Genomic DNA, 26,436 nt, shown 5'->3' with positions numbered 1-26,436 from the left:
TGCCGACGTGCCCATGGCCCCCCACACCCCCGTTGACAGGTATCTGCGTGTTACCGATATTCAGGACCGGTTCCGGCGACGGAGCCGCGCAGTGAGAATCAATCGACGTCTCGTACTGCTCGTCACCGCACCGCTCACCGTGGCCGTCACCTTCTCGGTGCTGGCCCTGGCCCCCGCCACCGAGAAGGCGCTCCAGGCCGACCGGCTGGCCTCGATGGTCGACGCCGCGGCCGGTGCGGGCGAGCTGGCCCATCAGTTACAGCGCGAGCGGGCGGCGGCCACCGCACTGGTCTCCGGACAGGGGGACGCGAACGCCTTCCGCTTACGCGCCGACGCGACCGACCGGAGCGTCACCGGATTCCGGAGCCGGATCAAGGACCTGTCCGGGGTGCCGGGCAGCACCCGGGCCGCCCTGGACCGCATCGAGCGCTTCATCGACGACATGCCCGCGCTGCGCGCGCAGGCCCGTTCCGGCAGCAGCACGGTCTCCGCGCTCGCCTTCGGCTACCGGATCGTCATCGCCGACCTCAACGGCTACCGCGACGGGATCGCCCAGGCGGACGGGGTCGACGCCGGGATCGCGGACCGCATCCGCGCCGCCGCCGCCCTCTCCGAGGCGGCCGAGCACACCGCCCAGCAGCAGGTCACCGTCGCGAAGGCGCAGGCCGCCGGCGGCTTCACCATCGCCTCGCAGCGGACCTTCGACGCCGGCCGGCTCGGCTACACCGAATCGATCGGTGTGCTGTTCGACCTCGGCCCCGGCGAGTGGCGGACCTGGCTGGAGCGCACCCTCTCCGGAGCGAAGGCCATGGAGGCCCGCCGGCTGGAGGACGAGATCGGCCGCACCGGCACCGGCAAGGACATCGATGTCGCCCCGGAGAAGTGGCAGAAGGCCTTCAACGACCGCCAGACACTGCTGCGTTCGGTGGAGCAGCGGATCGACGCCTCCGTCCGCGACACGGTCTACGACGCCCGCTCCACGCTCATGTGGACGGCCGGGGCCGAGATCACCCTGGTGGTGCTGACCCTGGTCGGTGCCTTCGTCGTCGCCGTCCGGCTGGGCCGGGTCATGATCCGGCGGCTGCGCGATCTGCGCAACGCCGCCCACGACGTCGCCCACACCGGACTGCCCGCGGTGATGGCCGAACTGTCCCGGCCCGGCGCGCTCAGCGGCGCGACGCCCGAGGAGGTGGCGCGGCGGACCGGCGATCCGGTCGGGACCACCGGCAGGGACGAGATCGGCGAGGTCGGTGAGGCCTTCAACGCGGTCCACCACGAGGCCGTCCGACTCGCCGCCCAACAGGCCCATGTGCACGAGCAGTTCGCCGAGACGCTGGTCGGGGTCGCCCGGCGCGGCGCCCAGCTGACGGCCGTCATGGTGTCCGAGCTGGACACCGTCCAGCGCGACGAGGCCGACCCGCAGCGGATGCGGGCCTTCTTCGCCCTCGACCACCTCGCGATCCGCATGGAACGCAACACCAACAGCCTGCTGGTGCTCGGGGGTTACGGAAACGCCCGGGTCCGCACCGCCGATGCCGCCTGCTCCTCCGTGATCGTGGCCGCGGCCCAGCAGATCGAGCGCTTCGACCGGGTCTCCCTCGGGGTCGTCGAGGCGGGGATCGGCATCGCCGCCCGCGCCGTGCACGACGTGGCGCACATCCTGGCCGAACTCCTGGACAACGCGACCCGGTTCTCCGCCCCCGACAAGCCGGTCGGCGTCGCCGTGTGGCGGCTGTGGGACCGGGCCGTGGTGCAGATCGTCGACGAGGGCGTGGGCATCCCCGCGGAGCGCCGCGCCCTCCTCAACACCGCGCTGCGCGAGCCGCAGGCGGGCATCGGCGACGTACGGTCCATGGGGCTGCACGTGGTGGCCCGGATCGCCGCGCGCCACGGCATCGTCGTCGAACTGCGCGGCTCGTCCGGCCCCGGCACCATCGCCGAGGTCACCCTGCCCGCGAAGGTGCTGGCCACCGCCCCGGTGGAGCCGCCGCCCGACCCCGCCGCCGCCGGCCCCGACAACGGGGTGCGGTACGAGGCGCCCCGGCCCGTGGCCCCGCCCGTCCGCAGACGGCCGCCCGCCCCGGCCGCGCGGCCCGAGCGCGGCGGCGTCCCGGCCGCTCCGCCGCCCGGCCCCGCCCCGCGCGACCACGGCACCGCGCCCGCGCCGCATCCCGTGCACGACGAACCGGCCCCGGCCGTACACGCGGTCAGCCCCTCGGGGCTGCCGCTGCGGCAGCGCGGCACGCCCCAGCACCGGCCCGCCCCGGGCCGGCGGGAGGGCGCCGGACCACGGGACGGCGCCGGGACTCCCCGGCCGACGCCCCGCCGCCGGGACTCCCGGCAGGTCTCCGACGTCCTGGCCGCGTACGCCCAGGGCATCAACCGGAGCACGAACAAGCGCGGGCGCTCCACCGCCGACGACGACACCGAACGGACCGAGAAATGACCTCTCCCACCGACCTGAACTGGATCCTGAGCGGTTTCGCCGCGCGCATCCCGGACGTCACCCAGGTGATCGCCGTGTCCGTGGACGGCCTCGCGCTGGCCTACGCCGGTGTGGAGCGGGACGACGCCGAGCGGCTGGCCGCCATCGCCTCGGGAGTCGTCAACCTGCTCTCCGCCGCCGCCCAGTTGACGAACACGGACCCCGTCGAGCACAGCCTCACCGCGATGGAGGGCGGCTACATGTTCTCCATGGCCGTCTCCAGCGGTGCGTCCCTGCTGGTGACCACCACCAGGGACGCGGACATCGGCGAGGTCAGCTACATGATGTCCGAACTGATCAACCAGGTCGGTGACGCGCTGTCCCCCCAGGTCCGCGACGCGGGCCTCCCCCAGGCGCACTGACCGGCCGCACCCTTCCCCCGTTCCCGGCCCCATTCCCCCGTCCGCCACCCACTCCCGATGAGAGCCCTCATGTTCTTCGACATATCCCGCACCCGCCGCCGCAGACTGCGGCCGGCCGTCGCCACCGCCCTCGCCCTCGGTCTGGCCGCCGTCACCGGATGCAGCGGCGACAGCGGCGACGACGCCACGGTGAAGGTCGGCCTCGTGGCCTCCCTGTCCGGCACCTACGAACCGGTCGGCACCGAGCTGCGGGCCGGTTTCGAGCTGTACTTGAGCACCCACGGCAACAAGCTGGGCGGGCGGAAGGTGAAGCTCGTCGTCGCCGACGAGGGGGACGGCCCGCCCACCGCCGTTCCGGCCGCGACCAAGCTGGTCAAGAAGGACAAGGTCGACGTCCTGACCGGCCTCGTCAGCGGCGGATCGGTCAACGCGGTGCTGCCGCTGGTCACCCAGGCCAAGATCCCGTTCCTGGGCTCGAACGCCCGGCCGCCCGTCAAGGACATCGAGTACGTCTGGACGACGAGCTTCCTGTCCGACGAGCCGGGCAAGGCCATCGCCCCGTACGTGAAGAAGACGGTCGACGGACCGGTCTACGCGATCGGCCCGGACTACCAGGGCGGTTACGACGAACTGCGCGGCTTCACCGAGGAGTTCAAGCGGATCGGCGGGAAGCTCGCCAACCCCGGCGGCAAGACGACCTGGACGCCGTTCCCGAAGACGACCAACTTCATGCCGTACTTCGCCGAGATCGCGAAGACGGACGCCAAGGCGGTGTACTGCTTCTACGCCGGCAAGGCCGCGATCGACTTCGCCAAGCAGTACGCCCAGTCCGACATCGCCGACCTCCCGCTGTACACGGCCTTCGTGACCGAGGGCAGCGTCCTCCAGGCCCAGGGCGCCGCGGCGAAGGACATCTACTCCGTCCTGAACTACGCGGCCGACCTCGACAACGCCGCCAACCGGAAGTTCGCGGCCGACTGGACGGCCGAGCACGACACCCAGCCGACCACGTACGCGATGGCGTCGTACGACGCGGCGGCGGTGCTGGACAAGGCCATCGCCAACGCGGCGAAGAAGGGCGACGTGACGTCGAAGACGATCAACGAGGCGATCGCGGACCTGGGCCAGATCGACAGCCCGCGCGGGGCCTGGGAGTTCGGCGACAAGGCGCATTCGCCGGTGCAGACCTGGTACCTGCGCCAGGTGCGGCAGGACGGGGGCCAGCTGGCCAACGTCATGGTCCAGGACCTGGCGACGCTCGGCAGCTGACATGGGACTCCTGGACGCCCACCTCGTACCGGCGGTGGACGGTGTGGCCTACGGGCTGCTGCTGTTCGTGGTCGCCGCCGGTCTGAGTCTCGCCTTCGGCACCGCGGGCGTGCTGAACCTGTCGCACGGCACGCTGTACGCCATCGGCGCCTACACGGGAGCCGAGCTGAGCGACGGCACCTGGGGCGGGCTCGCCCTGGGTCTGGCCGCCGGTACCGCCGCGGCGTGCGCCGCCGGAGTGGGGCTGTCCGCCGCGACGGCCCCGCTCGCGCGGCGCGGGCATCTGGCCCAGGCCCTGCTGACGTTCGGACTCGCCCTGATCGGCGGCGATCTGCTCGTCCAGCTGTTCGGCGCGGACGAACTCCCGGTACGCGTCCCCGAGGCGCTCGACACCTCGGTGACGCTGCTGGGCCACCGCTACCCGGCGTACCGGCTCTGCTTCATCGTGATGGCGGTGCTGCTCGCGGCGCTCGGCACCTGGGTGCTGACCCGGACCCGGATGGGTACGGCGGTCCGGGCGTCCGCCGACGATCCGCAGATGCTCGCCGCCACCGGGCACAGCCCCCGGGCGGTGCACACCGGGGTGCTCGCGGCGGCGGGCGCCCTCGCCGGTGCGGCGGGGGTGCTCGGGGCACCGATCATCGGCCCCGGCCCCGGCACGTCCGAGAACGTGCTGATGCTGTCCCTCGTGGTCGTCGTCCTCGGCGGGCTGCGCTCGCTGTGGGCGACGTTCGCCGCGGCCGTCGCCGTCGGCGAGGTCCAGACACTGGGCGTCTCGGTGGCCCCGGACCTGGCGCCGTACCTGCTCTTCGCGGCGATGGCGGCGGTGCTCGTCATACGCCCCCGGATCGCCGAACCGGAGACCGCGCAGGGCCCGGGGGACGCCTCCCCCGACCCGCTCGAACGGCTCCGCCGCCGCCTCGCGGACCGCCTGCGCGGCCGGCTCCCGGACGTCCGCCGGCTGCCGGGCGGCGCGGTCCTGCGGCGGGCCGCTCCGCTGCTCGTGCTCCTCGCCGTGCTGATCGCGCTGCCGGGGGTGCTCGACGCGTACAGCATCTCGCTGGCCGGGTCGGCGCTGGCGCTCGGACTGCTCGCGGTGAGCGTCACCGTCCTCACCGGCTACGCCGGTCTGCCCACCCTCGGGCAGACCGCGCCGTTCGCCGTCGGCGCGTACGCCACCGCCAACCTCGCGGACGCGGGGTGGACCGCGGGCCCCGTCCAGATCGTCCTGTCCGCGCTCGCGGCGGCGCTCTTCTCCGCGGTGACGGGCCCCGCCGTCATCCGGGCGCGCGGGACCACGGTTCTGATGATCACCCTGGCGGTCGGCGAGCTGACCGGTGTGGTGATCAACCAGGTCAAGTCCCTCACCGGCGGCGCCGACGGGCTCGTCGGCTTCCCCGCCACCCGGGCGCTGTGGGGCGGGGAGGGGATGACGGAGGAGAGCGCGCTCTACCGTTACGCGCTCGTCGTCACCGTCGTCGCCGTGGCCGTCACCCTCCTCGTGCTGCGCTCCCCGGCCGGGAGACTGCTGACCGGGGTCCGGGGCGCGGAGGCGAGGATGCGCGCCTCGGGGCATCCGGTGGGGCGCCATCTGCTGGTGGCGTACATCGGCGCCGGCGCGCTGGCGGGCATCGGCGGTTCGCTGATGGTCAGCGTGCAGCAGTACCTCTCCCCCGCCGACGTCGGCTTCGAGATCGCCGCGTTCGCGCTGCTGGCCGTCGTCATCGGTGGGACGACGTCCGTCGTCGGCGCGGTGCTGGGTGCCGGGCTCATCGTCATGACCCGGGACTGGGTGGCCGGTTCCTGGCCGGGGCACGGGCCGCTGCTGCTCGGCGCGCTGTTCGTGGCCGCCGTGTACCTGCTGCCGCGCGGACTGGCCGGGCTGCTCGGCCCGGGTCCGGGCGGACGCGCCCCGGCCGGACCGCCGCCCGGGAGCCCTTCCCCGTCCGCACCCGTACCGGCCCCGGCCGGGGAGGCCTCGCCATGACACCCGACCCGATCCCCTCGCCGGTGCCTCCGGTGCCGTCGGAGCCGCCGGTGCTGGAGCTGAGCGGTCTCACCCGGAGGTACGGCAGCCTCACCGCCGTGGACGGCGTCAGCCTGCGGCTGCCCCCGGGCGCCCGGCACGCCGTCATCGGCCCCAACGGCGCCGGCAAGACCACGCTGCTCGACCTCGTCGCCGGCACCGACCGCCCCGACCACGGCACGATCACCCTGAACGGCACCGACGTCACCCGCCGGAGCACGGCCCGGCGGAGCCGGCTCGGCATCGCGCGCAGTTTCCAGCAGCCTTCGGTCATCGGGGAGTTGACCGTTCTGGACAATGTCGTCCTGGCCGGCTGGCCGCACCATCCGAAGCGCCGCGGCGCCTGGCGCAGCCCGTCCCGCCACCGGTCGCACACCGAGTCCGCGCTCCGCCATCTGGAGACGGCCGGCCTGGCGGACCTCGCGCACCGGCCGGCCGCCACGCTCTCCCACGGCCGGCGCCGCATGCTGGACCTGGCCGCCGCCCTGGCCGGTGACCCGCGCCTGCTGCTCCTGGACGAGCCGGCGGCCGGGCTGACCGACCGCGACATCGGACGGCTGCTCGACATCCTCGGCGCCCTGCCGAAGAGCGTCGCGGTCGTCCTGGTGGAGCACCACGTCGACGTCGTCGCCCACCTCGCGTCGACGGTGACCGTGCTGACGGCGGGACGCGTCCTGCTCACCGGTCCGACCCAGGAGGTGCTCACCCATCCGGAGGTCCGCGCGGCGTACCACGGGGGCGGGGCACCGGCGGACGCCGACGCGGGCACACCCCGTACCCGCGCGGCAGCAGACCCCGAAGCGAGAGGATGACCGGCCCCGATGCTCGAACTGACCGGCCTCACGGCGGGCTACCACGGTGGCACCGTCCTGCACGGGCTCGACCTGTCGGTGCCCGCCGGCACGGTGCACGCCGTCGTCGGCCACAACGGCGCCGGCAAGTCGACCCTCGTCCACACCGTCGCGGGGCTGATACGCCCCGGGGCCGGCACCGTCCGCCTCGACGGACAGGACGTGACGGGGCGGCCGCCGCACCGGATCGCACGGGCCGGAATCGGGCTCGTGCCGCAGGGGCGCCGCGTCTTCGCCGGGCTCACGGTCGCCGAACACCTGCGGCTGTCGTACCGCCCGCCCCGGCGCGGCGACACCGCACGCCCCAGCGTGTGGACACCGGCGCGGGTGCTGGAGCTGCTGCCCCGGCTGGGCGAGCGCCGGAGCCACCGGGGTGCGGCGCTGTCGGGCGGTGAACAGCAGATGCTGGCCCTGGCCAGGGCGCTGCTGGGTTCGCCGCGCGTGCTGCTGCTCGACGAGCCGACCGAGGGGCTGGCGCCGGTGCTCGTGCGGCAGGTGCACGAACTGGTCGCCACGCTCGCGGACGAGGGCATCGCCGTCCTGCTGGTGTCCCCCAGCCCGGTGCTCGCGGCCGAATGCGCCCGGACGCTGACGGTTCTCACCTCGGGGCGGGCGACGCTGCGCCTGGACGGTGCGCGTGTCCGGGCGGACCCCGCCGAGCTGAATGCCGCGCTCGAACTCGCGCCGGCCGCGGGGCGGGACGGAGCGGACGGGTAGAGGACGCCCCCGGACGGCGCCCCACCCCGGCGCCGCGCCCCCGCCCCGCGATCCGCGCGCTGCCCGGCTACTTGGCCGCCCGGCTGCACGGCTACCTGGTTCCCCGGCTACCCGGCCTTGATGCTGTGCCCGCCGAATCCGCTGCGCCGGTCGGAGCCGTTGTTCTGGTCCTGCCACCAGGCGTCGAACTCCGGCTGCCCCATGGCGGACCAGTCGGGGGTGTGCTCGACCTGCGCCGCGCCCATCCTGCGGGCCAGGGCGACCATGGCCGCCCCGATCGCGCCGCGACTCGCGTCGTAGGTGTCCATGACCTCCTTCCAGCTGCCCCCGGCGGTCCAGGCGTTCTCCAGGGCGTGGGCGTCCTGGAGGGCCTTCACGCTGCCGCCGCCGATGTGCGGCCGGGCGACGCTGGCGGCGTCACCGACGAGGACCATTCGGCCGGAGGCGTAGTGCGGGACCTCCAGGTCGTAGATGGGCTGGATGAAGGTGGTCTCGGCGGGGGTCCGGAGGACCCGGGCGGCCCAGTAGGGCGGGAAGTGGTCGGTCACGAGGGCGCGCAGGTACTCCGTGAGTTCCGAGTTGAGCCGGCCCGGCGGCAGCGAGGTCGGGGTCCGCAGGTCCGGGTGGAGCCCTTCGGCCTGCGGCGGGGTGGTGTACAGGACCCAGTTGAGGCGGTGACCGCCGGCGCCGTCCGGGATGCGGTAGATCATGCAGTGCCCGCCGGGGAAGACGATGTTGTGCGCGTCCTGTCCGTCCGAGGGGAGGTCCGCGACGTCGGACGAGGTTCCGCGCCAGCCGATGTACCCGGCGTACGTCGCGTCGGCGCCGGGGAACATGGCCTCGCGGACGACGGAGCGGTATCCGTCGGCGCCGATCACGACGTCGAAGCGCTCCCGCTCGCCGCCGTCGAGGCTCAGCGTGACACCGTCGGCGTCCGGTTCGACCCCGGTGACGACCGCGCCGGACCGGTAGGAGACCCCCTCCGGCACCCGCCGTCGCAGTTCGCTCCACAGGGAGCCCCAGCTGTAGGCGCGGAAGGGGAACGGCTGCTCCCCGATGACGCGTCCGTGCTCGGCGCCGCCGTCGCGCGCGCTCCACACCCGCCGGGTCAGCGGGGCCCAGGGCATCTCCGGGGCGACGTATCCCGCGTCCCTCAGCTCCTCGAACCGGTCGCTGTGCAGGGCGATGCCCACGCCCCTGTCCCGGAGCCGGTCGTCGGCCCGTTCCAGGACGGTGATCCGCTCGGCCCCGCCGCGCGACGCGGCCAGGGCCGCCGCACACCCGCCGATGCTGCCGCCGACCACGGCGATCCGGCCTCCACGCATGACTGGCGCTCCTCTCCTCCGTTGTCCGGCCGCCGCCCGGCCGCAACTCCGCCCGCACGAAAGCCCGTTGACCAGACAGAACCCTATCGGGACCGGAGCGCCGACGATCACCGCCCGCCTCGGGGCGCACCCCCTCGCACGACGGGCGCCACCCCGATGGCCGCGCCCGGCGTGCCGGACCCGCGTACCGGGGGGACCCTGGCCACGGAAACCTCCGCCCGCCTCCCGCACCCCTCCCCGCCCACGGCGTGCGCGTTCACCCACCCGTCACCCGAACACCACACCCCGGCACAGGGTTCATCTCATATGTGAGATAGCCTTCCGGCATGTCAGACGACTACCTCGTACGCATCGGCAAGCTCATCCGTGACGCCCGTCAGCACCGGGGCTGGACACAGAGCCAGCTGGCCGAGGCGCTGGGCACCAGCCAGAGCGCCGTGAACCGCATCGAGCGCGGCAATCAGAACATCAGCCTTGAGATGATCGCGCGCATCGGTGAAGCACTCGACAGTGAGATCGTGTCGCTCGGCTACGCGGGCCCGATGCACCTGAGGGTGGTCGGCGGCCGCCGGCTCTCCGGGTCCATCGACGTGAAGACGAGCAAGAACGCCTGCGTCGCCCTGCTCTGCGCGTCGCTGCTCAACAAGGGCCGTACGGTGCTGCGCCGGGTGGCGCGCATCGAGGAGGTCTACCGGCTCCTCGAAGTCCTCAACTCCATCGGCGTGCGCGCCCGCTGGATCAACGACGGCACCGACCTGGAGATCGTCCCGCCGGCCCGCCTCGACATGGACGCGATCGACGCGGACGCCGCGCGCCGGACCCGGTCGATCATCATGTTCCTCGGCCCGCTGCTGCACCGCATGGACCGCTTCAAGCTGCCGTACGCCGGCGGCTGCGACCTCGGTACGCGGACGATCGAGCCGCACATGATCGCGCTGCGCCGCTTCGGCCTGGACATCGCCGCGACGGAGGGCATCTACCACGCGCAGGTCGACCGTTCCGTCACACCCGGCCGCCCCATCGTCCTGACCGAGCGCGGCGACACCGTGACCGAGAACGCCCTGCTGGCGGCCGCCCGCCACGACGGCACCACGGTCATCCGCAACGCCTCCTCCAACTACATGGTCCAGGACCTCTGCTTCTTCCTGGAGGCGCTGGGCGTACGGGTGGACGGCGTCGGCACCACGACCCTCACCGTGCACGGCGTCCCGACCATCGACGTGGACGTCGACTACTCCCCCTCCGAGGACCCGGTCGAGGCGATGAGCCTGGTGGCCGCCGCGGTGGTCACCGAGTCCGAACTGACGATCCGCCGGGTCCCGATCGAGTTCCTGGAGATCGAGCTCGCCGTCCTGGAGGAGATGGGCGTCGACTGCGACCGCTCCGCGGAGTACGCGGCGGACAACGGCCGCACCCGCCTGGTCGACCTGACGGTCCGCCCCTCCAAACTGGAGGCACCGATCGACAAGATCCACCCGATGCCGTTCCCCGGCCTCAACATCGACAACGTCCCCTTCTTCGCGGCCATCGCCGCCTCGGCGCACGGCCAGACCCTCATCCACGACTGGGTCTACGACAACCGCGCCATCTACCTCACCGACCTCAACCGCCTCGGCGGCCGCCTCCAGCTCCTCGACCCCCACCGCGTCCTCGTCGAGGGCCCCACCCGCTGGCGCGCCGCCGAAATGATGTGCCCCCCGGCCCTCCGCCCGGCCGTCGTCGTCCTCCTCGCCATGATGGCGGCCGAGGGCACCTCGGTCCTGCGCAACGTGTACGTCATCAACCGCGGCTACGAGGAACTGGCGGAGCGGCTGAACTCGGTGGGCGCGCAGATCGAGATCTTCCGGGACATCTGACGGGCAGGGCGTCGTGCCCCTTGGAGACAAGGGGCACGACACCGCGACATGTTGCCTGACCTGCGAATACTTGCCTTCACAACCTTTCGCTGATCTCTGTTGCCTTTCAGCACCTTGTGCACGCGTGTGCAGATGATCTTGATTGGTCGACAATGCGTCAGGTAGGCCTGAGCGGTCGTCAGCTTTTACGCAGAGTTGTCATCGAAGCGACCTCGCAACATCTGATGTCGGTCGCGCCACGTGCGGCGGGGGCGCCCGCGCGCACGTCGAGCGGCTGGTGCTGGAGGCGTTCACCGACAAGGTGCGCGGCCTTCCCGAGGGCGGCAACAGGACGGCGCTGGGCCTGCTGTGCGACCTGTTCGCCCTGTCCACGATCGAGGCGGACCGCGCGTGGTTCATGGAGCACGGCCGCCTGACCGTCCAGCGCTCCAAGGCGATCAGCCGCGAGGTGAACGACCTCTGCCGCAAGGTCCGGCCCCTCGCCGTCGACCTGGTCGACGCCTGGGGCATTCCGCCCGAGATGCTGCGCGCGCCGGACCTGGCGGGCCGAGCCGAAGCGGACAGCGGCCCGCCGGCCGTTCACCAGCGCGGGGTGCGCACCGCCGGAGGGCCGTCGTCGCCGCGCAGCGGGCGCGGGGGCTGGTTGAGGATGTCGCGGGCCGTACTGCCGTCGCCACCCGGCGGGGGCCGCCGGCGACGGGCCCGGCCGCCGAGAAGGAGGGCCACGCGGCCGAGGAGCAGGACGAGTGTCCCTTTGGTCCGTTTCACGGTGTTTCCCTCCAGGGGGTCTGGGAATATCCACCGCGCATCTGAACAATAGACATCTGTACGGGCCGGGCGGAGCCATCGGAAGCTGACGAGGGGGTCGGGTGGGCGGCATCGGTGAGGGCGACGGCCGGTCGACGGGCCCGGGCGAGCAGACGGCGGGGACGGCGCCGGAAGCACAGCTGTCCGAGGACGCCGTCCGGGTGTTCCGCTGGGTGAGCGACCAGGGCTCGTGCGACGTTCGCACCGTGGGCGCGATGCTGGGCCTGCCGGAGAACTGCGCGGCGTCGGCGGTGCGGACCCTGACCGACCTCCTGCTGCTGAGGCATGTGCCCGAGGACCCCGACCGGCTGGTGCCGGTGGCCCCGGACGCGGCCATCGCCGCGCTCATCGCACCGAAGGAGGCGGGGCTGCGCCGGCAGCTCGCCGAGATCGACCAGCTCCGCGGCGAGCTGGCGCTCCTGACCCCGCTCTACACGGAGGGCCGGCGAAGATGGCAGGGGCGGCCGGCGCTGACGGAGGTCACGGACCTGAAAACCGTCGTCGGTATGATCACCGAGGCGACCATGCGATGCCGGCGCGAAGTGCGCACCTGCCACCCCGGCGGGGGCCGCTCCCCGGCTCTCCTGGAGCAGGCCTTCGTCCGGGACCGGGACATGCTGCGCAGAGGAGTGCGGATGCGCACGCTGTACCAGCACACGGCCCGCTACCACCTGCCCACCCAGGAGTACGCGCGGCGGATGACCGCCGAGGGGGCCGAGATCCGGACGCTGAGCGAACTGTTCGGCAGGATGGTCGCCTTCGACGGGGAGACGGTGTTCATCCCGCACCAGGACGACCTGGACGCGGCCATCGTCATCCACGACCCGTCCACGGTGGCGTACCTGTGCACGACCTTCGACCACGCCTGGTCGCTCGCGGAGCCCTACCAGCCGGCGTGGACGGAGAGTTCGGCGCGCGACGAGGTGAAGCAGGCCATCGTGCGCCTGCTGGCCGAGGGCATGAAGGACGAGATGGTGGCCCGGCGGCTGGGGATGTCGCTGCGCACCTGCCGCAAGCACATAGCCGAGATCATGGAGCAACTGGGCGCGGCCAGCCGCTTCCAGGCCGGATATCTCGCCCGCGTGCAGTCCTCCGGCCCGGCCGCCACGGCCCCGGGAACCGCCTGAGCGCCCCGGCGGCGCCCCCAGCGCCGCGCCGGAGGGGTCCCGCCCCTGGATCTTCCGGACACGGCCCAGGGCCTGTCCCGCGAAGATCCGCCGGACAGGCCCTGGGGCGTGTCCGCGTCGCCGCGCAGGCGGGACTTTCCGGACACGCCCTAGCACCGCGTGTCCCTCGCGCTCGCCTGCTCCCGGGCGAACAGCAGGGTCAGCCAGGGGAGTTCGTACCGCACGCACTCCTCGGCCGCCCCGGTGTGCGCGGTCACCTCGGGGCAGAGCGGCGGGGGCAGGACGCCGACATCGATCAGGTTCTCCAGGGCCCGTTGCGCGGCCCGGCCCTCCACGCCCAGGGCGCGGGCCGCGGTGGGGAGGGAGAAGGCGGGGCCCGGCAGCGCCGCCAGGGCGTCGAGGGTGTCGCGGGCGGGCAGGGGTAGCCGGGCCCAGGTGCCCGCGAGCCTGGTGCGGACCCCGACACCGCCGGACGCCAGCTCGTCCAAGGCCTCCGCCGGGTGCTCCAGCCGGTCCGCGTACTGGCCGAGCGGCATGTGGCGCAGCACGCAGAGGCGGTTGCCGGCCGCGCGCAGGGCGAACGGAAGCAGCCCGGTGGCGGCGACGATACGCGCGGCGGCGGCCGGTTCGGCGGCCGCCCGGGTCCGGCCGATGATCCCGCCGAGCAGGCCCAGGGCCTCGTCGGGGGAGAGCGGCGGGAGTTCGGTCCGGTGCGCGGCCTCCAGGCCGGGCAGCCGGCTCCGGGAGGTGACCAGCGCGGCGGTGGTACCCGAGGGCGGCAGCAGCGGGCCGAGGGCGGCGGCGTCCGGAGCGTCGTCCAGGACCAGCAGGATCCGCCGCCCGGACAGCCAGGACCGCCAGGCGGTCGCGGCCTCCTCCCGGCCGGCCGGCAGGCGTTCCGTACAGCCCAGGGCGCGGGCCAGCTCCGCCAGCACCGAGGCCCACGGGCGTATGGAACCGTCCTCGGCGCAGAGCCGGGTGGCGACCACGCCGTCCGGGTAGTGGGCGGCCAGGCGGTGCGCCACGTGCACCGCCAGAGCCGTCTTGCCGACACCGGCCGGTCCGGTGAGCAGTACCGGCGGACCGCCCTCGCCGCCCAGCCGCGCGGCGACCGCCTCCGCCTCACGCGCCCGCCCGGTGAAGTCGGCGAGGCCGGGCGGCAGCAGCCGGGGCCCGGTGGCAGCGCCGCTCGGCCGGGACGGGGCGGCGTCCGCGAGCACGGCGCGGTAGGCGCCCCGCACCGCCGTGCCGGGCTCCAGCCCCAGCTCGCGGGAGAGCTGCTGCCGGCAGTCGTCGTACGCGGCCAGCGCCTCCGTGCGGCGGCCGACCCGGTGCAGCGCGGTGATCTGGGCGGCGCGCAGCCGCTCCCGCAGCGGGTGGCGGGCGACCATCTCGTCCACGGTGTCGGCGACCGCGGCCGCGTCACCCGTCTCCAACTGCGCCTCCGCCCACGCCTCGTACACCGCGAGCCGGCGCACATGGCGGCGTGCGACGGCGGCGCGCAGCACATCGGCGCGGCCCGCGAGATCACTGAAGGGCTCATGCCGCCACAGGTCGAGTGCCTGGCGGTAGAACCGGGCGGCGCGGCTCGGGGCGCCCGCACGCACCTCGGCGTCACCGCGGCGGGCCAGTTCCTCGAAGCGCAGGCTGTCGCACTCGTCGGCGCCCAGATGCAGGACGTACCCGCCGGGACCGTGGTGCAGCCGGCCCAGATCGCCGGGGTCCAGGACCCGCCGCAGCGTCGACACGTACACCTGGAGGTTCTTGCGGGCCGTGCGCGGCGGGTCGTCCGGCCAGACGGCGTCGGTCAGTTCCTCCAGGGAGACCGGCGCGTTCGGCCGGGTCAGCAGGACCGCCAGGACCAGACGCTGCTTCAGTGGGCCGAGCGGCAGCACAAGCCCGTCTCGGGTGGCGCGCAGCGGGCCGAGCAGGTCGATCCGCAGACGCGCGCCGGCGCGTTCTCCCGCCGCCCCGGACTCCGCCTCCCCGGGGCGGGTTTCCGCAAAGGTATCCGTCATATTTCCCTCAACCCCTTCCCCAGCCGGTGTCGTCGGAGTTCGGGGAGCAGAGAACAATGGCGTGCACGAAAGCCTCCGGGGAGCGGTCGGGGGGGTGAGCGAATCCGCGAGGAGCCATGAATTCGGCGGGAATACGATGGAATTCCCGCCGTTCTTCACAGCATGGTCACAAGCCGGGGGCGCGGCCATGGGCTTGAGGATGGCTCAAGGTGCATGCAGCAACAGACCCGCCGGGACGAAGGGTGGACAAGCCTCATAGCGGGGTGAAACGGCCGACCGGCCGCGCGGGCGGACGGCCCCGCTCCCGTACCGGCTCCGAACCGGACCCCAACCACTGCCGAACCGGCGCCGCGCACGCTGGCGCCGCATGCCCAGGTGACCGAGGAGGTGACGCGATGCGACTGGCGGAGATCATCGAACTGCGTCCGGTGCCCGCCGCCGGGCTGCTCGCCACCCTCACCAGACGCTGCCCGCTGAGCTGCGCCCACTGCTCCACCTCGTCCGGCCTCCGGGGCGAGGACACCCCCGCCGACGCGCTGCGCCGGTTCGTCGGCGGCTTCACCCCCGGCGACCGCCCGCAGGTCCTCATGCTCACGGGCGGTGAACCCCTGCTGCGGCCCCGGCTCGTGGACGGCCTCGCCGGACTCGCCGCGCGGGCCGGGACCCGGACGGCCGTCCTGAGCGGCATGTTCTTCGCGGCCGACGGACGGATACCGGCCCGCATCATGCGCGCGCTGCGCCACATCGACCATTTCTCCGCCAGCATCGACGTATTCCACGAACGCGAGGTGCCGCGCGCGGCGGTATTCCGCGCGGTGCACCACATCATGGAAAAAGGAATCGACGCGAGTTTCCATGTCGTGGGCCTTTCACCCGACGACCCCTATCTCGCGGACGTCACCGCCGCCATCCGGACCGAGTTCCGGGACCGCGCGGCCGTCCTCGTCAACCACGTACGCCCGGCCGGACGCGCCGCGCACTGGGCGGCCGCGCGCCCGCCGGGCGGAGCCGGGCAGCGCCCCGCCCCGTGCGCCATGGCGGCCTGGCCGACCGTGGCCTTCGACGGGACCGTCACCGCCTGCTGCAACCAGCGCGTGGTGGACGCCCGCCCCACGCCGCCGCACCTGCGGCTCGGGCACATCGCCGTCGACGACTGGACGGACATACGGCGCCGCTGCCAGGAGTCGCCCGTGCTGCGCACCCTGCGGACCGCCGGCGCCGGTTCCTGCGCGGACTGCCGGACCCTGGCGCGGCGGCCCGGGGCGCTGGGGGCGGCGCGGGCCGCCGGGTCCAGCCCCGCCGCCGGCGCGATGGACGTGCTCGGCGCCCGGCTCCAGCGCGACGCGGGGGCCGAGACGCTGCTGCGCCGGTACGGCACCGGTCGGTACGCGCCGCTCGTGCTGCTCGGCGGCCGGGACGGCGAGGAGGCACCCGCGTGAGAAGCACCGGCGCCACCTCGCCGGCCGCCGCGCTGCTGCGGCTGGAACTCTCCCTCGTCCAGCCGGTGTTGCGGTCGGCCGCCGCCCGCATGTGGCGCTCCGGCCCCGGGCTCCCCGCCCGCTACCGCCACTACCTGCACACCATGCACCAGGTGATCCGCGCCTCCGTCCCCCTCATGGAACGGGCCGCCGGGCACTGCGAGGCGCTGCCGCACGACCCGGTGGCACTGCCGCTCGCCCGGTACCTGCGGGCGCACGCCGAGGAGGAACGCGGCCACGACGACTGGCTGCTCACGGACGCAGCCGTCTGCGGGGCGCCGCCCGGCGAGCTGACCGCCGCCGTCCCGCCCGCCCGGGTCGCCTCCCTCGTCGGGGCCCAGTACTACTGGATCGAGCACAGCCACCCGGTGGCCCTGCTCGGCTACATCGCCGTGCTGGAGGGCAACGCACCGGCCCCCGGCCTGGCCGCCAGGCTCGCGAGGGAGACCGGGCTGTCGCCCGCCGCCTTCGAGACCGTACGCCTGCACGCCGACCTCGACGACGGGCACAGCGCGGACCTGGACCGGCTCATCGGCCGGCTGCCGCTGAGCCCGCAACAGCGCTCCCTGATCGCCGTCAGCGCGCTGCACACCGTCACCGCACTCGCCGAGCTGTTCGACCGCATCGCCACGGGACCACACACATCGGGGAGCACCCATGACTGACCCTGCGGACGACCGCGACCGCCTGCGCGCACTGGAGGACGCCGGGTTCCCGCTGCACAGCCTCTCGCCCGAGCAGCGGGACGTGCTCCGGGACCTCAGCGCGGAGGAACTGACCCTGCTGCTGGGCCTCAAGGAGCGGCTGGACGCGGCCGAGCCAGAGGTACAGGCGCACAGCGAGATCGCCGGCGGAGCGCTGTTCTGATGACCACCGCCACACGGACGAAGTGCCCCGACTGCCCCGAACCGCCACCGGACGGCGCAGCCTTCTGCCCCCGGTGCGGGACCGCCTGCGTCCCGGCGGCAGGTTCCGGCGCGGCCGAGGAACGCCGGGTGGTCACCGTCGTCTTCTGCGACCTCGTCGGCTCCACGGCCCTGTCCGGACGGCTCGACCCGGAGACGCTGCGCACTGTGACCCTGCGGTACTTCGCGCTGATGCGGACCCGTATCGAGGAACACGGTGGCACGGTGGAGAAGTTCATCGGCGACGCCGTGATGGCGGTCTTCGGCGTCCCCGCCCGCCACGAGGACGACGCCCACCGGGCCCTGGCCGCCGCCCGCTCCATGGTCACCGGCCTCGACGGCCTCAACGCCGACCTGGACCGCAGGCACGGAGTACGGCTCGCCGTCCGCATCGGCGTGAACACCGGCGAGGTCGTGGTGAACGCCGACCCGACGGCCCGGCAGTCCCTGGTCTCCGGCGAAGTCGTCAACATCGCCGCCCGCCTCGAACAGCACGCCGGCACGGGCGAGATCCTCATCGGCCCCGCCACCCTCCGCGCCGCCGGACCCTCGGCGGTCACCGAACCGGCCGGGGCGCTCGCCCTCAAGGGCGTCGTGGCCCCCGTACCCGCCCACCGCCTGGTCGCACTCCACGAGGACGACCCGGAACGGGTCCGGCGCTTCGACACCCCTTTCATCGGCCGCGAACAGGAACTCGCCGAACTCCGGCTGCTGCTCCGCAAACTGGCCACCGACCCCCGCTCGCACCTGGTCACCGTCTACGGCGAGGCGGGCCTCGGCAAGACCCGGCTGCTGCGCGAATGGCTGCGGGACCGCCCGGCGTACGGGGAAGGCAGATGCCGCCCGTACGGCGAGACCGGGACGCTCGCACCGCTCGCCGAAGCGGTGCGCCAGGTGCTCCTGGCCGTCGGGGAGGACGCCGGGCTCGCCCGGCTGCCGGCCCCGGAGCGGACCGAGGCGGACCATGCGCTGCGCCTCCTGCGCGGCGGACTGCTCGCGGACGGCACCCCCAGCCCCTCCACCGACGACACGCTCATGGCCCTGGCCTGCTTGCTGGACGCCCTCTCGCGGGAACGGCCCGTGGTGCTCGTCCTGGACGACTGCCACTGGGCGTCCGCGCCGCTGCTCGACCTCGCGGACCGGCTGCTGGACGAACTCGACCGCTCCGCCGTCGCCCTGGTGTGCGCCGCACGCCCCGAACTCCTGGAGACCCATCCGGGGTGGGGCAGCGGCCGGATGCGCTCCGCCTCCCTCATGCTCACCCCGCTCACGCGCCAGGAGGCCGCGGCCCTGGCCGGCGAACTCGTCGAGGTCGCCGCCCACCGCCAGGGCGTGCTGGAGAGCGCGCTCGACCGCGCCGAGGGCAACCCGCTCTACCTGGAACACCTGACGGCCGTGGCCGCCGAGTGCGACGACCTGCCGCTCACCGTGCACGCCCTGCTCGGCGCCCGCATCGACGCGCTGCCGCCCGAGGAGCGGACCCTGCTGCAACTCGCCGCCGTCCTGGGCCGCGAGTTTCGCCGCGCCGACCTGACCGGGCTGGCCGCCGCCGAGGAAGCGCGAACCGCCGACTCCGCCACCGGCCTGCTGCGCGGACTGCTGCGGCGGCGGCTCATCGAGACCGGCGACCGCAGCCGGGCCGCGAGCGCCGTGCTCCGGTTCGGCAGCGCCCTCGTCCAGGAGACCGCGTACCGGGGGATGGCCAAGAAGGTGCGCGCCCGGCGGCACGAGCACGCCGCCCGGGTCCTGACCGGGCGGGAGGCGGGGGACGCCGCCGCCGGCACCCACCTGGCGCGCGCCCACCGGCTCCTGACCGAACTCGGCGCGCACGACGAGGACACCGACGTACTGCGGGCCCGCGCCGCGGGACTGCTCACCCGGGCCGGCGCGGCCGCCCTGGCCCGCTCCGACCTGGCCTGGGCCGACGACCTCCTGACCCAGGCCCTCGACCTGGCCGCCCCCGGCGAGCCCGTCGCCGCCGAGGCCGCCCGCCGCCTCGGCGAGACGAAAGCGGCCCGCGGCGACGCGGTGCGCGGCCGGGAACTCCTCGCCGGGGCGCTCGACACCGCCGAGCAGGCCGGTGACGCGCTGGGCGCCGCCCACGCCCGGCTCGCGCTGACCGCGCTCGACCCCCGGCACGGCTCGGCCGCCGACGTCGCCGAGGCCGCGCTCGGCCCGTTCACGGCGGCCGGCGACGACCAGGGCATCGCCCGCGCCTGCGTGCGCATGGCCCAGGACCGCCAGCGGCGCGGCCGGCACGCCCAGGCCGAGGCGCTGCTCAGCCGCGCACTCGACCACGCGGACCGCGCCGACGCCGAACCCGAACGGGCCCTCGCACTCGGCGCGTTCGGGATCTCCCTGTGGCGGGGCCCGACCCCGGTCGCCCGCGCCGTCGAGCGCTGCGAACAGCTCCTCGCCGCCCATGGCGCCGGGCGGCCGACGGTGCGCGCCACCCTGGCCTGCCCGCTGGCCGTGCTCCTGGCCCTCCACGGCCGCCCCGGCCAGGCCCGCGCCTTGCTGGCCGAGGCGGCGGGGCTCGCCCACGGCCTCGGCTACGCGGAGAGCGCGTTGTTCGTCCCGCTGTTCGCCGCCGAGGTCGAGGCGCTGACGGGCACCCCCGAGCGCAGACTCGCCCTGCTCGACGAGGCGGCCCGCGCCGGACGGGAACTCGGCGCCACGGGTGCGCTGCCCGGCATCGCCCGCGAACGGGCCCGCCTGCTGCTGGAGCGCGGCGAGCCGGCCCAGGCACTGGCCCTGCCCGACCCGCTGGAGGCCGGGCTGCCCCCGGCGGAGTCCGCCGACGCCTTCGGGCTGCGGGCCCGCGCCCTCGCACTCGCCGGGGAACCGGCCGCCGCCCGCACCTGCGCGCAGCGGGCGACCGCCGCCGCGGGTGACACCGACTCACCGGTCGTGCGCGGCACGGCCGCCCTCGACCTCGCGCACACCCTGCGCACCCTGGCGCTGCCCGGCGAGGCGGCCCGGGAGGCGCGTACGGCGCTGCGGCACTTCGCCGCCAAGGGACACCGGCTCGGCGCGGACCGCGCGGCCGCGTTCGCCGACGACAGCGCGGCCGCGGCCCGGGACACCGACCCGGCCGGGCGGGAAGGCAGGACCCTATGACCACCAAGACGGCGGAAGGGCTCACCTGGAGCCTGCGCGACCGCACGCCCGACGACCTCGCGATGCTCGCCGACACGGTGCCGGCCCTCTCGGCCGACCCCTCGCAGTGGTCGGACGGGGCAGGCGTACGCGTCTGCGTCGTCGACACCGGGGTGGAGTGCGGGCACCCCGGGGTCGGCCCGGTCGACGGCTCGTACGAGGTGAGGGCCGACGCGGACGGGACCCCGCGGGTCATCGACAGCGGCCCGCTGCCCGACGGAGCCGGCGACGGATGCGGGCACGGCACGGCGTGCGCCGGGATCGTGCGGCGGGTGGCCCCGGAATGCTCCCTGTACAGCGTGCGCGTGCTCGGCCAGGGCCTCACCGGCACCGGCGACGCCCTGCTCACTGGGTTGCGCTGGGCCGTCGACCAGGGCTTCGACGTGGTCAACCTGAGCCTGTCCACGACCCGCCCGCAGTTCCTGGAGACCCTGCGCTCCCTGGCCGACCAGGCGTTCTTCACCGGCACCACGCTGGTGGCATCGGCCCACAACACGCCCGTGGAGAGCTTCCCCTGGCGGTTCTCCTCGGTGATCTCGGTCGGCACGCACCGCGAGGACGACCCCGGGCTCTTCCTCTACAACCCCGCACCGCCCGTCGAGTTCTTCGCGCCCGGCCAGAACGTGCAGGTGGCCTGGACGGGCGGCAAGACCATCCGCACCACGGGCAACAGCTTCGCCACCCCGTTCATCAGCGGGCTGTGCGCGCGGCTGCTCGGCAGCCGCCCCAAGCTGACCCCGTTCCAGATCAAGCACGCGCTGTACCTCTCCGCCGCGAACGTACGCATCGGCGATCCAGGAACCCGAGGTGAATCATGAGCCAGTCCCACGGCCTCGTCCCCGCCACCGGCGCGGGCCCCGCGACACGGGCGGGCAGCGCCGAACGCGATCTGCTGCAGTCCGTCGTCGAGACCGCGCGCGCCATCTTCGGCGCCGCGGCCAGCTCCGTCCTGCTGCACGACCGGGACGCCGACGAACTGGTCTTCCAGGCGGTGGCCGGGGAGGGCGAGGAGGCCCTCGTGGGCTCCCGGTTCCCGGCCGGCCGGGGGCTCGCGGGCTGGGTGCTCGTCTCCGGCGAGCCGATGGTCGCGGACGACCTGAAGCAGCAGGGCATGTTCGCCCGCGACGTCGCCCGGTCGACCGGCTACGTCCCTGACGCGCTGATGGCCGCGCCGCTCGCCCACCACGACCGGGTGCTCGGCGTGCTCGAAGTCCTCGATCCGGTCGAGCAGTCCCGCTCCAGCCTCTCCGAACTCGACCTGCTCGCCCTCTTCGCCCGACAGGCGGCGGCGGCCCTCGCCGTCGTCACCGAGCGGCGCGAGGAGGAGACACCCACGGCGGTCCGGACGCGGAGCCTGGAACTGGTGACCGCCCTGCGCGACGTCCTGCTCGACGGCCTTCCGCCGCAGGCCCCGCACGGGGGCTGAGCCGGGGCGTCAGCGTGCCGCCGACTCCACGGCGTCGGCGGCACGCGCCTCGCTCTTGCCGTCGGCCAGCAGACCGCCGACCTCCCGCACCCGCGCGCACAGCCCCGGATCGCGGCCCGTGTCCTCGACGGCGCCGCGCAGTGCGGCCGCGTCCGCCCCGGCCTCCGGCAGCCTGCGGGCGACCCCGGCGCGCAGACAGGCGGCGGCGAGGACCTGCTGCTCCGACCCGTTGGGGGCGACGAGCAGCGGCTTGCCGTACAGGAGCGCCGCGAGCACGGGGGCGGATGTGGCATTGGTCAGGACGAGGTCCGCCCGCTCCACGAGCGGCCCCATCCACGCCCGGCGCCCGATGGCCAGCCGGGCGTCCGGGGCGGCATCGGGGGCACCGGACCGGCCCAGCTCGACGACGGCCCGGTACGTTCCGGAGGCGAACGCGGCGTTCAGACGCGGCCAGAGACTGCTGCCGCCGAAGGTGCGGCCCAGATGCACGTACGCGACAGGCCCGGCGGCCGACAACGGCTCCGGCACCGGCACCGGGGGCGCCGGCTCCCACCAGCAGGGGCCGACATGGCGTACGGCCGGGGGCAGTTCGGCGCCGGGGACCTCCATGACGGGGTGGCCGCGCAGCAGGAAGGCGGTGCCCAGGAGCGGGGTGTCCGGGAAGCGGTCGCGGCGCGGGGCGAGCCCGGCGCCCTCCCGGAGCGCCGTGTAGTGCTCCAGCGTCCGGGCCAGCCGCCAGGCACGGCCGCAGCCGTCGTCCGGGCCGGTGCGGTAGGGCCACAGGTGCGCCGCGAGCCCCAGGACCACCACCGGCAGTCCGGCCGCCTCGGCGGCCACCAGCGCGCCGTGGTTGAGCACCGAGGTGACCAGCACATCGGGGCGCAGCGCGCGGACCGCCCCGGCCACGGCGGCGTACTGCTCGGGGCCCCGGACCGTCCAGTGGGTCACCGACAGCACGGCGCGTCCGGCGACGGCCGCAGGCTCAAGTCCCGCGGCGGTGACGGCGGGCGCGGCGTCCGGTCCGCCGAGGACCTGGACGGTGTGGCCGCGGCGGCTCAGCTCGCGGCCGGCCGCGAGGACCGGGTAGAGGTAGCCGGGATCGCTCAGCGGGCACAGCAGTACGTTCATCCGGAGGCGTCCTTCGTCAGGTCGAGGCCAAGATGGTGGGCGAGGAAGGCCATGACGTCCGCGTACAGGCCGGCGCTGCGCGAGACGCCGCGCGTGCCGTGCCCCACACCGCGCTCGGTGCGCAGCACCACCGGCCCGTCCCCCGAACCGGCCCACTGGAGCGCGGCGCACATCTTCCGCGCGTGCGCCGGGTCGACGCGGCTGTCGCCGTCGAACACGGCCAGCAGCACGGCCGGGTAGCGCACGCCCTCGCGCACCCGGTGGTACGGGGAGTACGCCAGCAGCCGCGCGAAGTCGGCGGGGTCCTGGGCGCTCCCGTACTCCTCGCGCCAGCTCGCCCCCATCCCCGACAGCTCGTAGCGCACCATGTCCAGCAGCGGCGCCGCGCACACCACCGCCCCGTACAGCTCCGGCCTGCGCGTCAGTGCGGCGCCCGCCAGCAGGCCGCCGTTGGAGCTGCCGAGCACCCCGAGCCGGCCCGGCGCGGCCCAGCCCCCGGCGAGCAGGTGGCCGGCGGCGGCGTCGAAGTCCTCGAAGGTGCGGTGCTTGTGCTCGCGGCGCCCGGCCCGGTGCCACTCCTCGCCCTCCTCGCCGCCCCCGCGCACACAGGCCACCGCGTACACCCCGCCCGCCCGCACCCAGGGCACCGCCTGCGGGGTGAAGCCGGGCGTCATCGAGGCGCCGAAACCGCCGTATCCGGTGAGGACGGCGGGGCGGGGCCGATCGGGAAAGCCGGCGGGGGACATCACGAACATGCGCACCTCGGTGCCGTCACCGGAACGGACGACCTCCTGGCTGACCCGCACCCCCTCGGCCGGCGGCGCGGCAGGCGGACCGCCCGCCCACGGACCGAGTCGGCCGGTCACCGCGTCGTAGTGCAGGACGGAGGCGGGGGTGATGTGGTCGGTGTACGCGAACCACACCTCGTGGCCCCCTTCCTGACGCGCCGTCAGGCGGGTGACCGTGCCCTGCCCCGGCAGCGGAACGGACCCCGTCCGTGCGCCGGTTCGGGCATCGTGCAGGGTCATCTCACCGACCGCGTGCCGGGTCCGTACGACCACCAGCAGCGGCCGCTCAAGCGCCGGCCCGTCCAGGACCGCGACGTCCCCGAGCACCGTGCCCGGTTCCTCGCCGACCAGGGTGCGCCACCGGCCGGGTCCCGTGGCGTCGGGGCGGGCCTCGGCGATCCTGCCGCGCGGCGCGTCCTCCGTCGTCCTGAGCAGCAGCGGCCCGCCGCCGGAACGGACGCGGACCGAGGTGCGGGCGTCGGTCCCCTGCTGGAAGGGGCGCAGGACCGGCCGGTCCGGGCCGGCCGCGCTCAGGTCGGCTGTCCACAGATCGGTGCGGGGCGCGGTGCCCTCGCTGGCCCCGACGACCAGGAGCAGGCCGTCGGGCGAGGTGGCCACGGTGTAGTACTGGGTCTCGGACCGCCCGGCGCCGAAGATCTCGGTATCCAGGTCCGCCGGGGTGCCGACTCGGTGCAGATACACCCGGCGGTGACGTCCCCCCGTCCGCTCCGGCGGCAGCCGGCGTACGTAGTAGAAGGCCCGGCCGCCCGGCAGCCAGGCCACAGGGGAGCGGCGGACCCGGTCCACGGGCCCGTCCAGCACCGCCCCGGTCACCGCGTCGAGCACCCGCAGCACCGACTGCTCCGTACCGCCCGACGACAGCTGCACGGCCACCGAACCGCCCTCCCACGACGGCTCCCAGGCGTCCAGCACCGTCGAACCGGACGGGTCGGCGTCCAGCGGGTCGAGCAGCACCCTGGTCCGGCCGCCCTCGCGGACGGCGAGCACCGCGAACTCCCGCCCGGGGTCCCTGCGCAGATGGAACTCCCGCCCGCCACGCACCACCGGGGGCGAGGCGCCGCCCCCGGAGAGCAGCGCCGCCATCCGGCCGCGCAACGCCTCCCGGCCGGGCCAGCGGGCCTGCTCCCCGGCGTAGAGCCGGTCCTGTGCGGCGCTCCAGACCGCGGTGGCAGGGTCGTCCGTGTCCTCCAGCCACCGGTACGGATCGGCCACCGGCCGACCGTGGAGGACCTCGACCGGACCGGTGCGGGGAGCGGCCGGGTAGACCGGCCCGGCGTCGCGGGGCGGTGACACGGTCATCGCGGCCCTCCAGGGAGAACGGTCGCATCGGACACGGCGGGAGGCGGGTGCGGTCAGGAGCCGCCGCTGCCGGGACGCAACCCGGGAGGCGCCGGGACCAGTCCGGCGGCCCCGGCGTCGTCCTCACCGGCCGGCTCGGGCAGCGGCGCGTCCGCATCCTTCGGCGCACCGCCGCGGTCGTCCTCGGTGGCGTCCAGACTGGTCTCGCGCAGCAGCGGCACCGAGGAGAGCAGGGTGACCACCGCCGCGGTGCCCGCCAGCACCAGCCAGGTGCGGCTCGCCCCGACGGAGTCCACGAACGAGCCCGCCACGATCGGCCCGGCGGAGGCCAGCCCGGCCATCATCAGACCGGTCGCGGTGCTGACCCGGCCCAGCAGATCGCGGGGCGCGAGCACCAGCACCGCGCGGCCCACCACGATGCCCGCGGGCGGGCTGAAGAAGACGACCACGATCAGGACCGGGCCGATCACCCAGGGAAGCGTCGTCCGGGAGAAGATGGCCAGGCCCAGCGCCCAGACCATGCCGATGAGCAGGAAAAGCCGCCCCGCCGGGTTCCGCTTGATCAGCCAGGGCGCGGCAGCCGCGCCCAGCAGCCCCCCGATGCCGGCACAGGCCATCACCGCGCCGATCGCCGTCCCGCCCGCGCCGCTCTGGCGCAGCGAGACGACCATCGTCACCTGCGCCGCCGCCGAGACGATGTTGATGCCCGCGGCGAAGATCAGGGCGGCCAGCAGCGCCCGCTGGTGCGTCAGCCAGCGCAGCCCGGCCGTCAGCCGGTTGTCGCGCTCGCTGTCCGCGACCCGTTCGGTCGGCCTGATCCCGATCCGCAGCAGCAGCACGGCCGACACCCCGTAGGAGGCGGCATCGACGGCGAACGGCAGGATCGGGTCCAGGGTGAACAGCCAGCCGCCCAGGAACGGGCCGATCAGCGAACTCGACGCCATCGCCGTCTGGCTGCGGCTCAGCGCGTCGGTGAGATCCTTCTCCGGCACCACGTCGCGCACCGCGATCGTGGCCGCGGGCGAGAACATCGCGGTGGCCGCCCCCTCCACCACGGCCACGCCGAGCAGCTGCGCCTGCCCGAGCCCTCCCAGCCCCGACGCCAGCGGGATGCTGGCCAGCGCCACCAGACGCACCACGTCGGTGCCCACCATGATCATCCGCCGGTCGAGCCGGTCGGCGAGATGGCCCGCGGGCAGCCTCAGCAGCGTCCGCGTCACCATCGAGCAGGTCGCGACCGTCCCCGCCTGGGCCGCGCTGCCGCCGATGGACAGCACGAGCAGCGGGAAGGCCAGCAGCGACAGCTGGGAGCCGAGGGTGGAGAGCGTCGAACTGAGCCAGTAGCGGCGGAAGTCGGCATTGGTGCGCAGAATGCCCGCGCTCTTCATA

Annotated in this window: 20 protein-coding genes and 1 pseudogene; 15 read left to right on the top strand and 6 right to left on the bottom strand. The window is 74.6% G+C overall.

Features of this window, described 5'->3' with window-relative positions; all coding sequences use genetic code 11:
• The first annotated feature begins 91 nt into the window (after window positions 1–91).
• The 6 genes from ACZ4FH_RS05970 to ACZ4FH_RS05945 all read left to right on the top strand — a co-directional run bounded on the left by ACZ4FH_RS05970 (window position 92) and on the right by ACZ4FH_RS05945 (window position 7,710).
• Window positions 92–2,446 (top strand): sensor histidine kinase, encoded by a 2,355-nt coding sequence (locus ACZ4FH_RS05970; RefSeq protein WP_467302604.1) that lies wholly within the window; start codon window positions 92–94, stop codon window positions 2,444–2,446.
• Complete coding sequence (locus tag ACZ4FH_RS05965) at window positions 2,443–2,847, top strand: roadblock/LC7 domain-containing protein (protein WP_383642113.1); 405 nt, start codon at window positions 2,443–2,445, stop codon at window positions 2,845–2,847. Before ACZ4FH_RS05970 ends, ACZ4FH_RS05965 begins: the two co-directional genes overlap by 4 nt.
• 69 nt (window positions 2,848–2,916) lie before the next feature.
• Window positions 2,917–4,116, top strand: coding sequence for an ABC transporter substrate-binding protein (locus ACZ4FH_RS05960; protein WP_383642449.1), 1,200 nt, complete (start codon window positions 2,917–2,919; stop codon window positions 4,114–4,116).
• 1 nt (window position 4,117) lies between these two features.
• Complete coding sequence (locus tag ACZ4FH_RS05955) at window positions 4,118–6,103, top strand: branched-chain amino acid ABC transporter permease (RefSeq protein ID WP_467302602.1); 1,986 nt, start codon at window positions 4,118–4,120, stop codon at window positions 6,101–6,103.
• On the top strand, window positions 6,100–6,954 hold the full coding sequence (locus ACZ4FH_RS05950; protein ID WP_467302600.1) for an ABC transporter ATP-binding protein: 855 nt from the start codon (window positions 6,100–6,102) through the stop codon (window positions 6,952–6,954). The genes ACZ4FH_RS05955 and ACZ4FH_RS05950 overlap by 4 nt, the downstream gene beginning before the upstream one ends.
• 9 nt (window positions 6,955–6,963) lie before the next feature.
• The gene (locus ACZ4FH_RS05945; RefSeq protein ID WP_467302599.1) at window positions 6,964–7,710 is read left to right on the top strand and encodes an ABC transporter ATP-binding protein; all 747 of its coding nucleotides are present in this window, start codon (window positions 6,964–6,966) and stop codon (window positions 7,708–7,710) included.
• A 107-nt stretch (window positions 7,711–7,817) separates the two neighbouring features.
• Here the strand turns inward: ACZ4FH_RS05945 and ACZ4FH_RS05940 are convergent, their stop codons facing one another.
• Entirely contained in the window at window positions 7,818–9,035 is a 1,218-nt protein-coding gene (locus ACZ4FH_RS05940) for an FAD-dependent monooxygenase (protein ID WP_467302597.1), read from the bottom strand.
• Between the two features lie 326 nt (window positions 9,036–9,361).
• On the opposite strand from ACZ4FH_RS05940, the gene ACZ4FH_RS05935 reads away from it, so the two are divergent.
• Window positions 9,362–10,891 (top strand): helix-turn-helix domain-containing protein, encoded by a 1,530-nt coding sequence (locus tag ACZ4FH_RS05935; RefSeq protein ID WP_383642128.1) that lies wholly within the window; start codon window positions 9,362–9,364, stop codon window positions 10,889–10,891.
• Window positions 10,892–11,144: 253 nt separating this feature from the next.
• Window positions 11,145–11,438, top strand: a pseudogene (locus ACZ4FH_RS05930) (acyl-CoA dehydrogenase); the annotation flags it as partial.
• Window positions 11,439–11,470: 32 nt separating this feature from the next.
• Here the strand turns inward: ACZ4FH_RS05930 and ACZ4FH_RS05925 are convergent.
• A complete protein-coding gene (locus ACZ4FH_RS05925; protein ID WP_467303089.1) occupies window positions 11,471–11,659 on the bottom strand; it encodes a hypothetical protein in 189 nt (62 codons plus the stop codon).
• Window positions 11,660–11,760: 101 nt separating this feature from the next.
• On the opposite strand from ACZ4FH_RS05925, the gene ACZ4FH_RS05920 reads away from it, so the two are divergent.
• Window positions 11,761–12,825, top strand: coding sequence for a LuxR C-terminal-related transcriptional regulator (locus ACZ4FH_RS05920; protein WP_467302595.1), 1,065 nt, complete (start codon window positions 11,761–11,763; stop codon window positions 12,823–12,825).
• Window positions 12,826–12,974: 149 nt separating this feature from the next.
• Here ACZ4FH_RS05920 and ACZ4FH_RS05915 read toward each other — a convergent pair whose 3' ends face one another.
• Window positions 12,975–14,843 (bottom strand): AfsR/SARP family transcriptional regulator, encoded by a 1,869-nt coding sequence (locus ACZ4FH_RS05915; RefSeq protein ID WP_467302593.1) that lies wholly within the window; start codon window positions 14,841–14,843, stop codon window positions 12,975–12,977.
• A gap of 395 nt (window positions 14,844–15,238) precedes the next feature.
• Between ACZ4FH_RS05915 and ACZ4FH_RS05910 the strand changes: the two genes are divergently transcribed.
• Genes ACZ4FH_RS05910 through ACZ4FH_RS05885 form a run of 6 tightly spaced genes read left to right on the top strand, consistent with a single transcriptional unit; the run spans window position 15,239 to window position 21,811 of the window.
• Window positions 15,239–16,282 (top strand): radical SAM/SPASM domain-containing protein, encoded by a 1,044-nt coding sequence (locus ACZ4FH_RS05910; RefSeq protein WP_467302592.1) that lies wholly within the window; start codon window positions 15,239–15,241, stop codon window positions 16,280–16,282.
• A complete protein-coding gene (locus tag ACZ4FH_RS05905) occupies window positions 16,279–16,986 on the top strand; it encodes an iron-containing redox enzyme family protein (protein WP_450681108.1) in 708 nt (235 codons plus the stop codon). Before ACZ4FH_RS05910 ends, ACZ4FH_RS05905 begins: the two co-directional genes overlap by 4 nt.
• Window positions 16,979–17,188, top strand: a complete 210-nt coding sequence (locus ACZ4FH_RS05900) for an aroma-sacti cluster domain-containing protein (RefSeq protein WP_018550946.1) — start codon at window positions 16,979–16,981, stop codon at window positions 17,186–17,188. Before ACZ4FH_RS05905 ends, ACZ4FH_RS05900 begins: the two co-directional genes overlap by 8 nt.
• The gene (locus ACZ4FH_RS05895) at window positions 17,188–20,346 is read left to right on the top strand and encodes an AAA family ATPase (protein WP_467302590.1); all 3,159 of its coding nucleotides are present in this window, start codon (window positions 17,188–17,190) and stop codon (window positions 20,344–20,346) included. The genes ACZ4FH_RS05900 and ACZ4FH_RS05895 overlap by 1 nt, the downstream gene beginning before the upstream one ends.
• On the top strand, window positions 20,343–21,203 hold the full coding sequence (locus tag ACZ4FH_RS05890) for a S8 family peptidase (protein WP_467302588.1): 861 nt from the start codon (window positions 20,343–20,345) through the stop codon (window positions 21,201–21,203). The genes ACZ4FH_RS05895 and ACZ4FH_RS05890 overlap by 4 nt, the downstream gene beginning before the upstream one ends.
• Window positions 21,200–21,811 (top strand): GAF domain-containing protein, encoded by a 612-nt coding sequence (locus ACZ4FH_RS05885; RefSeq protein ID WP_467302587.1) that lies wholly within the window; start codon window positions 21,200–21,202, stop codon window positions 21,809–21,811. Before ACZ4FH_RS05890 ends, ACZ4FH_RS05885 begins: the two co-directional genes overlap by 4 nt.
• A gap of 9 nt (window positions 21,812–21,820) precedes the next feature.
• On the opposite strand, the gene ACZ4FH_RS05880 is transcribed toward ACZ4FH_RS05885, so the two are convergent.
• The 3 genes from ACZ4FH_RS05880 to ACZ4FH_RS05870 are packed head-to-tail and all read right to left on the bottom strand — an operon-like array spanning window position 21,821 to window position 26,435.
• Window positions 21,821–22,939, bottom strand: coding sequence for a glycosyltransferase (locus tag ACZ4FH_RS05880; RefSeq protein WP_467302586.1), 1,119 nt, complete (start codon window positions 22,937–22,939; stop codon window positions 21,821–21,823).
• Window positions 22,936–25,047: a prolyl oligopeptidase family serine peptidase gene (locus ACZ4FH_RS05875; protein ID WP_467302584.1), complete on the bottom strand. Its 2,112-nt coding sequence runs from the start codon at window positions 25,045–25,047 to the stop codon at window positions 22,936–22,938. The genes ACZ4FH_RS05880 and ACZ4FH_RS05875 overlap by 4 nt, the downstream gene beginning before the upstream one ends.
• 53 nt (window positions 25,048–25,100) lie before the next feature.
• The gene (locus tag ACZ4FH_RS05870) at window positions 25,101–26,435 is read right to left on the bottom strand and encodes an MFS transporter (protein ID WP_467302582.1); all 1,335 of its coding nucleotides are present in this window, start codon (window positions 26,433–26,435) and stop codon (window positions 25,101–25,103) included.
• Between the last annotated feature and the right edge of the window lies 1 nt (window position 26,436).

The organism is Streptomyces sp. NPDC024555, assembly GCF_055559335.1.
Note: the sequence above shows the minus strand (reverse complement) of the source record. Positions and strands in the feature narration are given on the sequence as shown.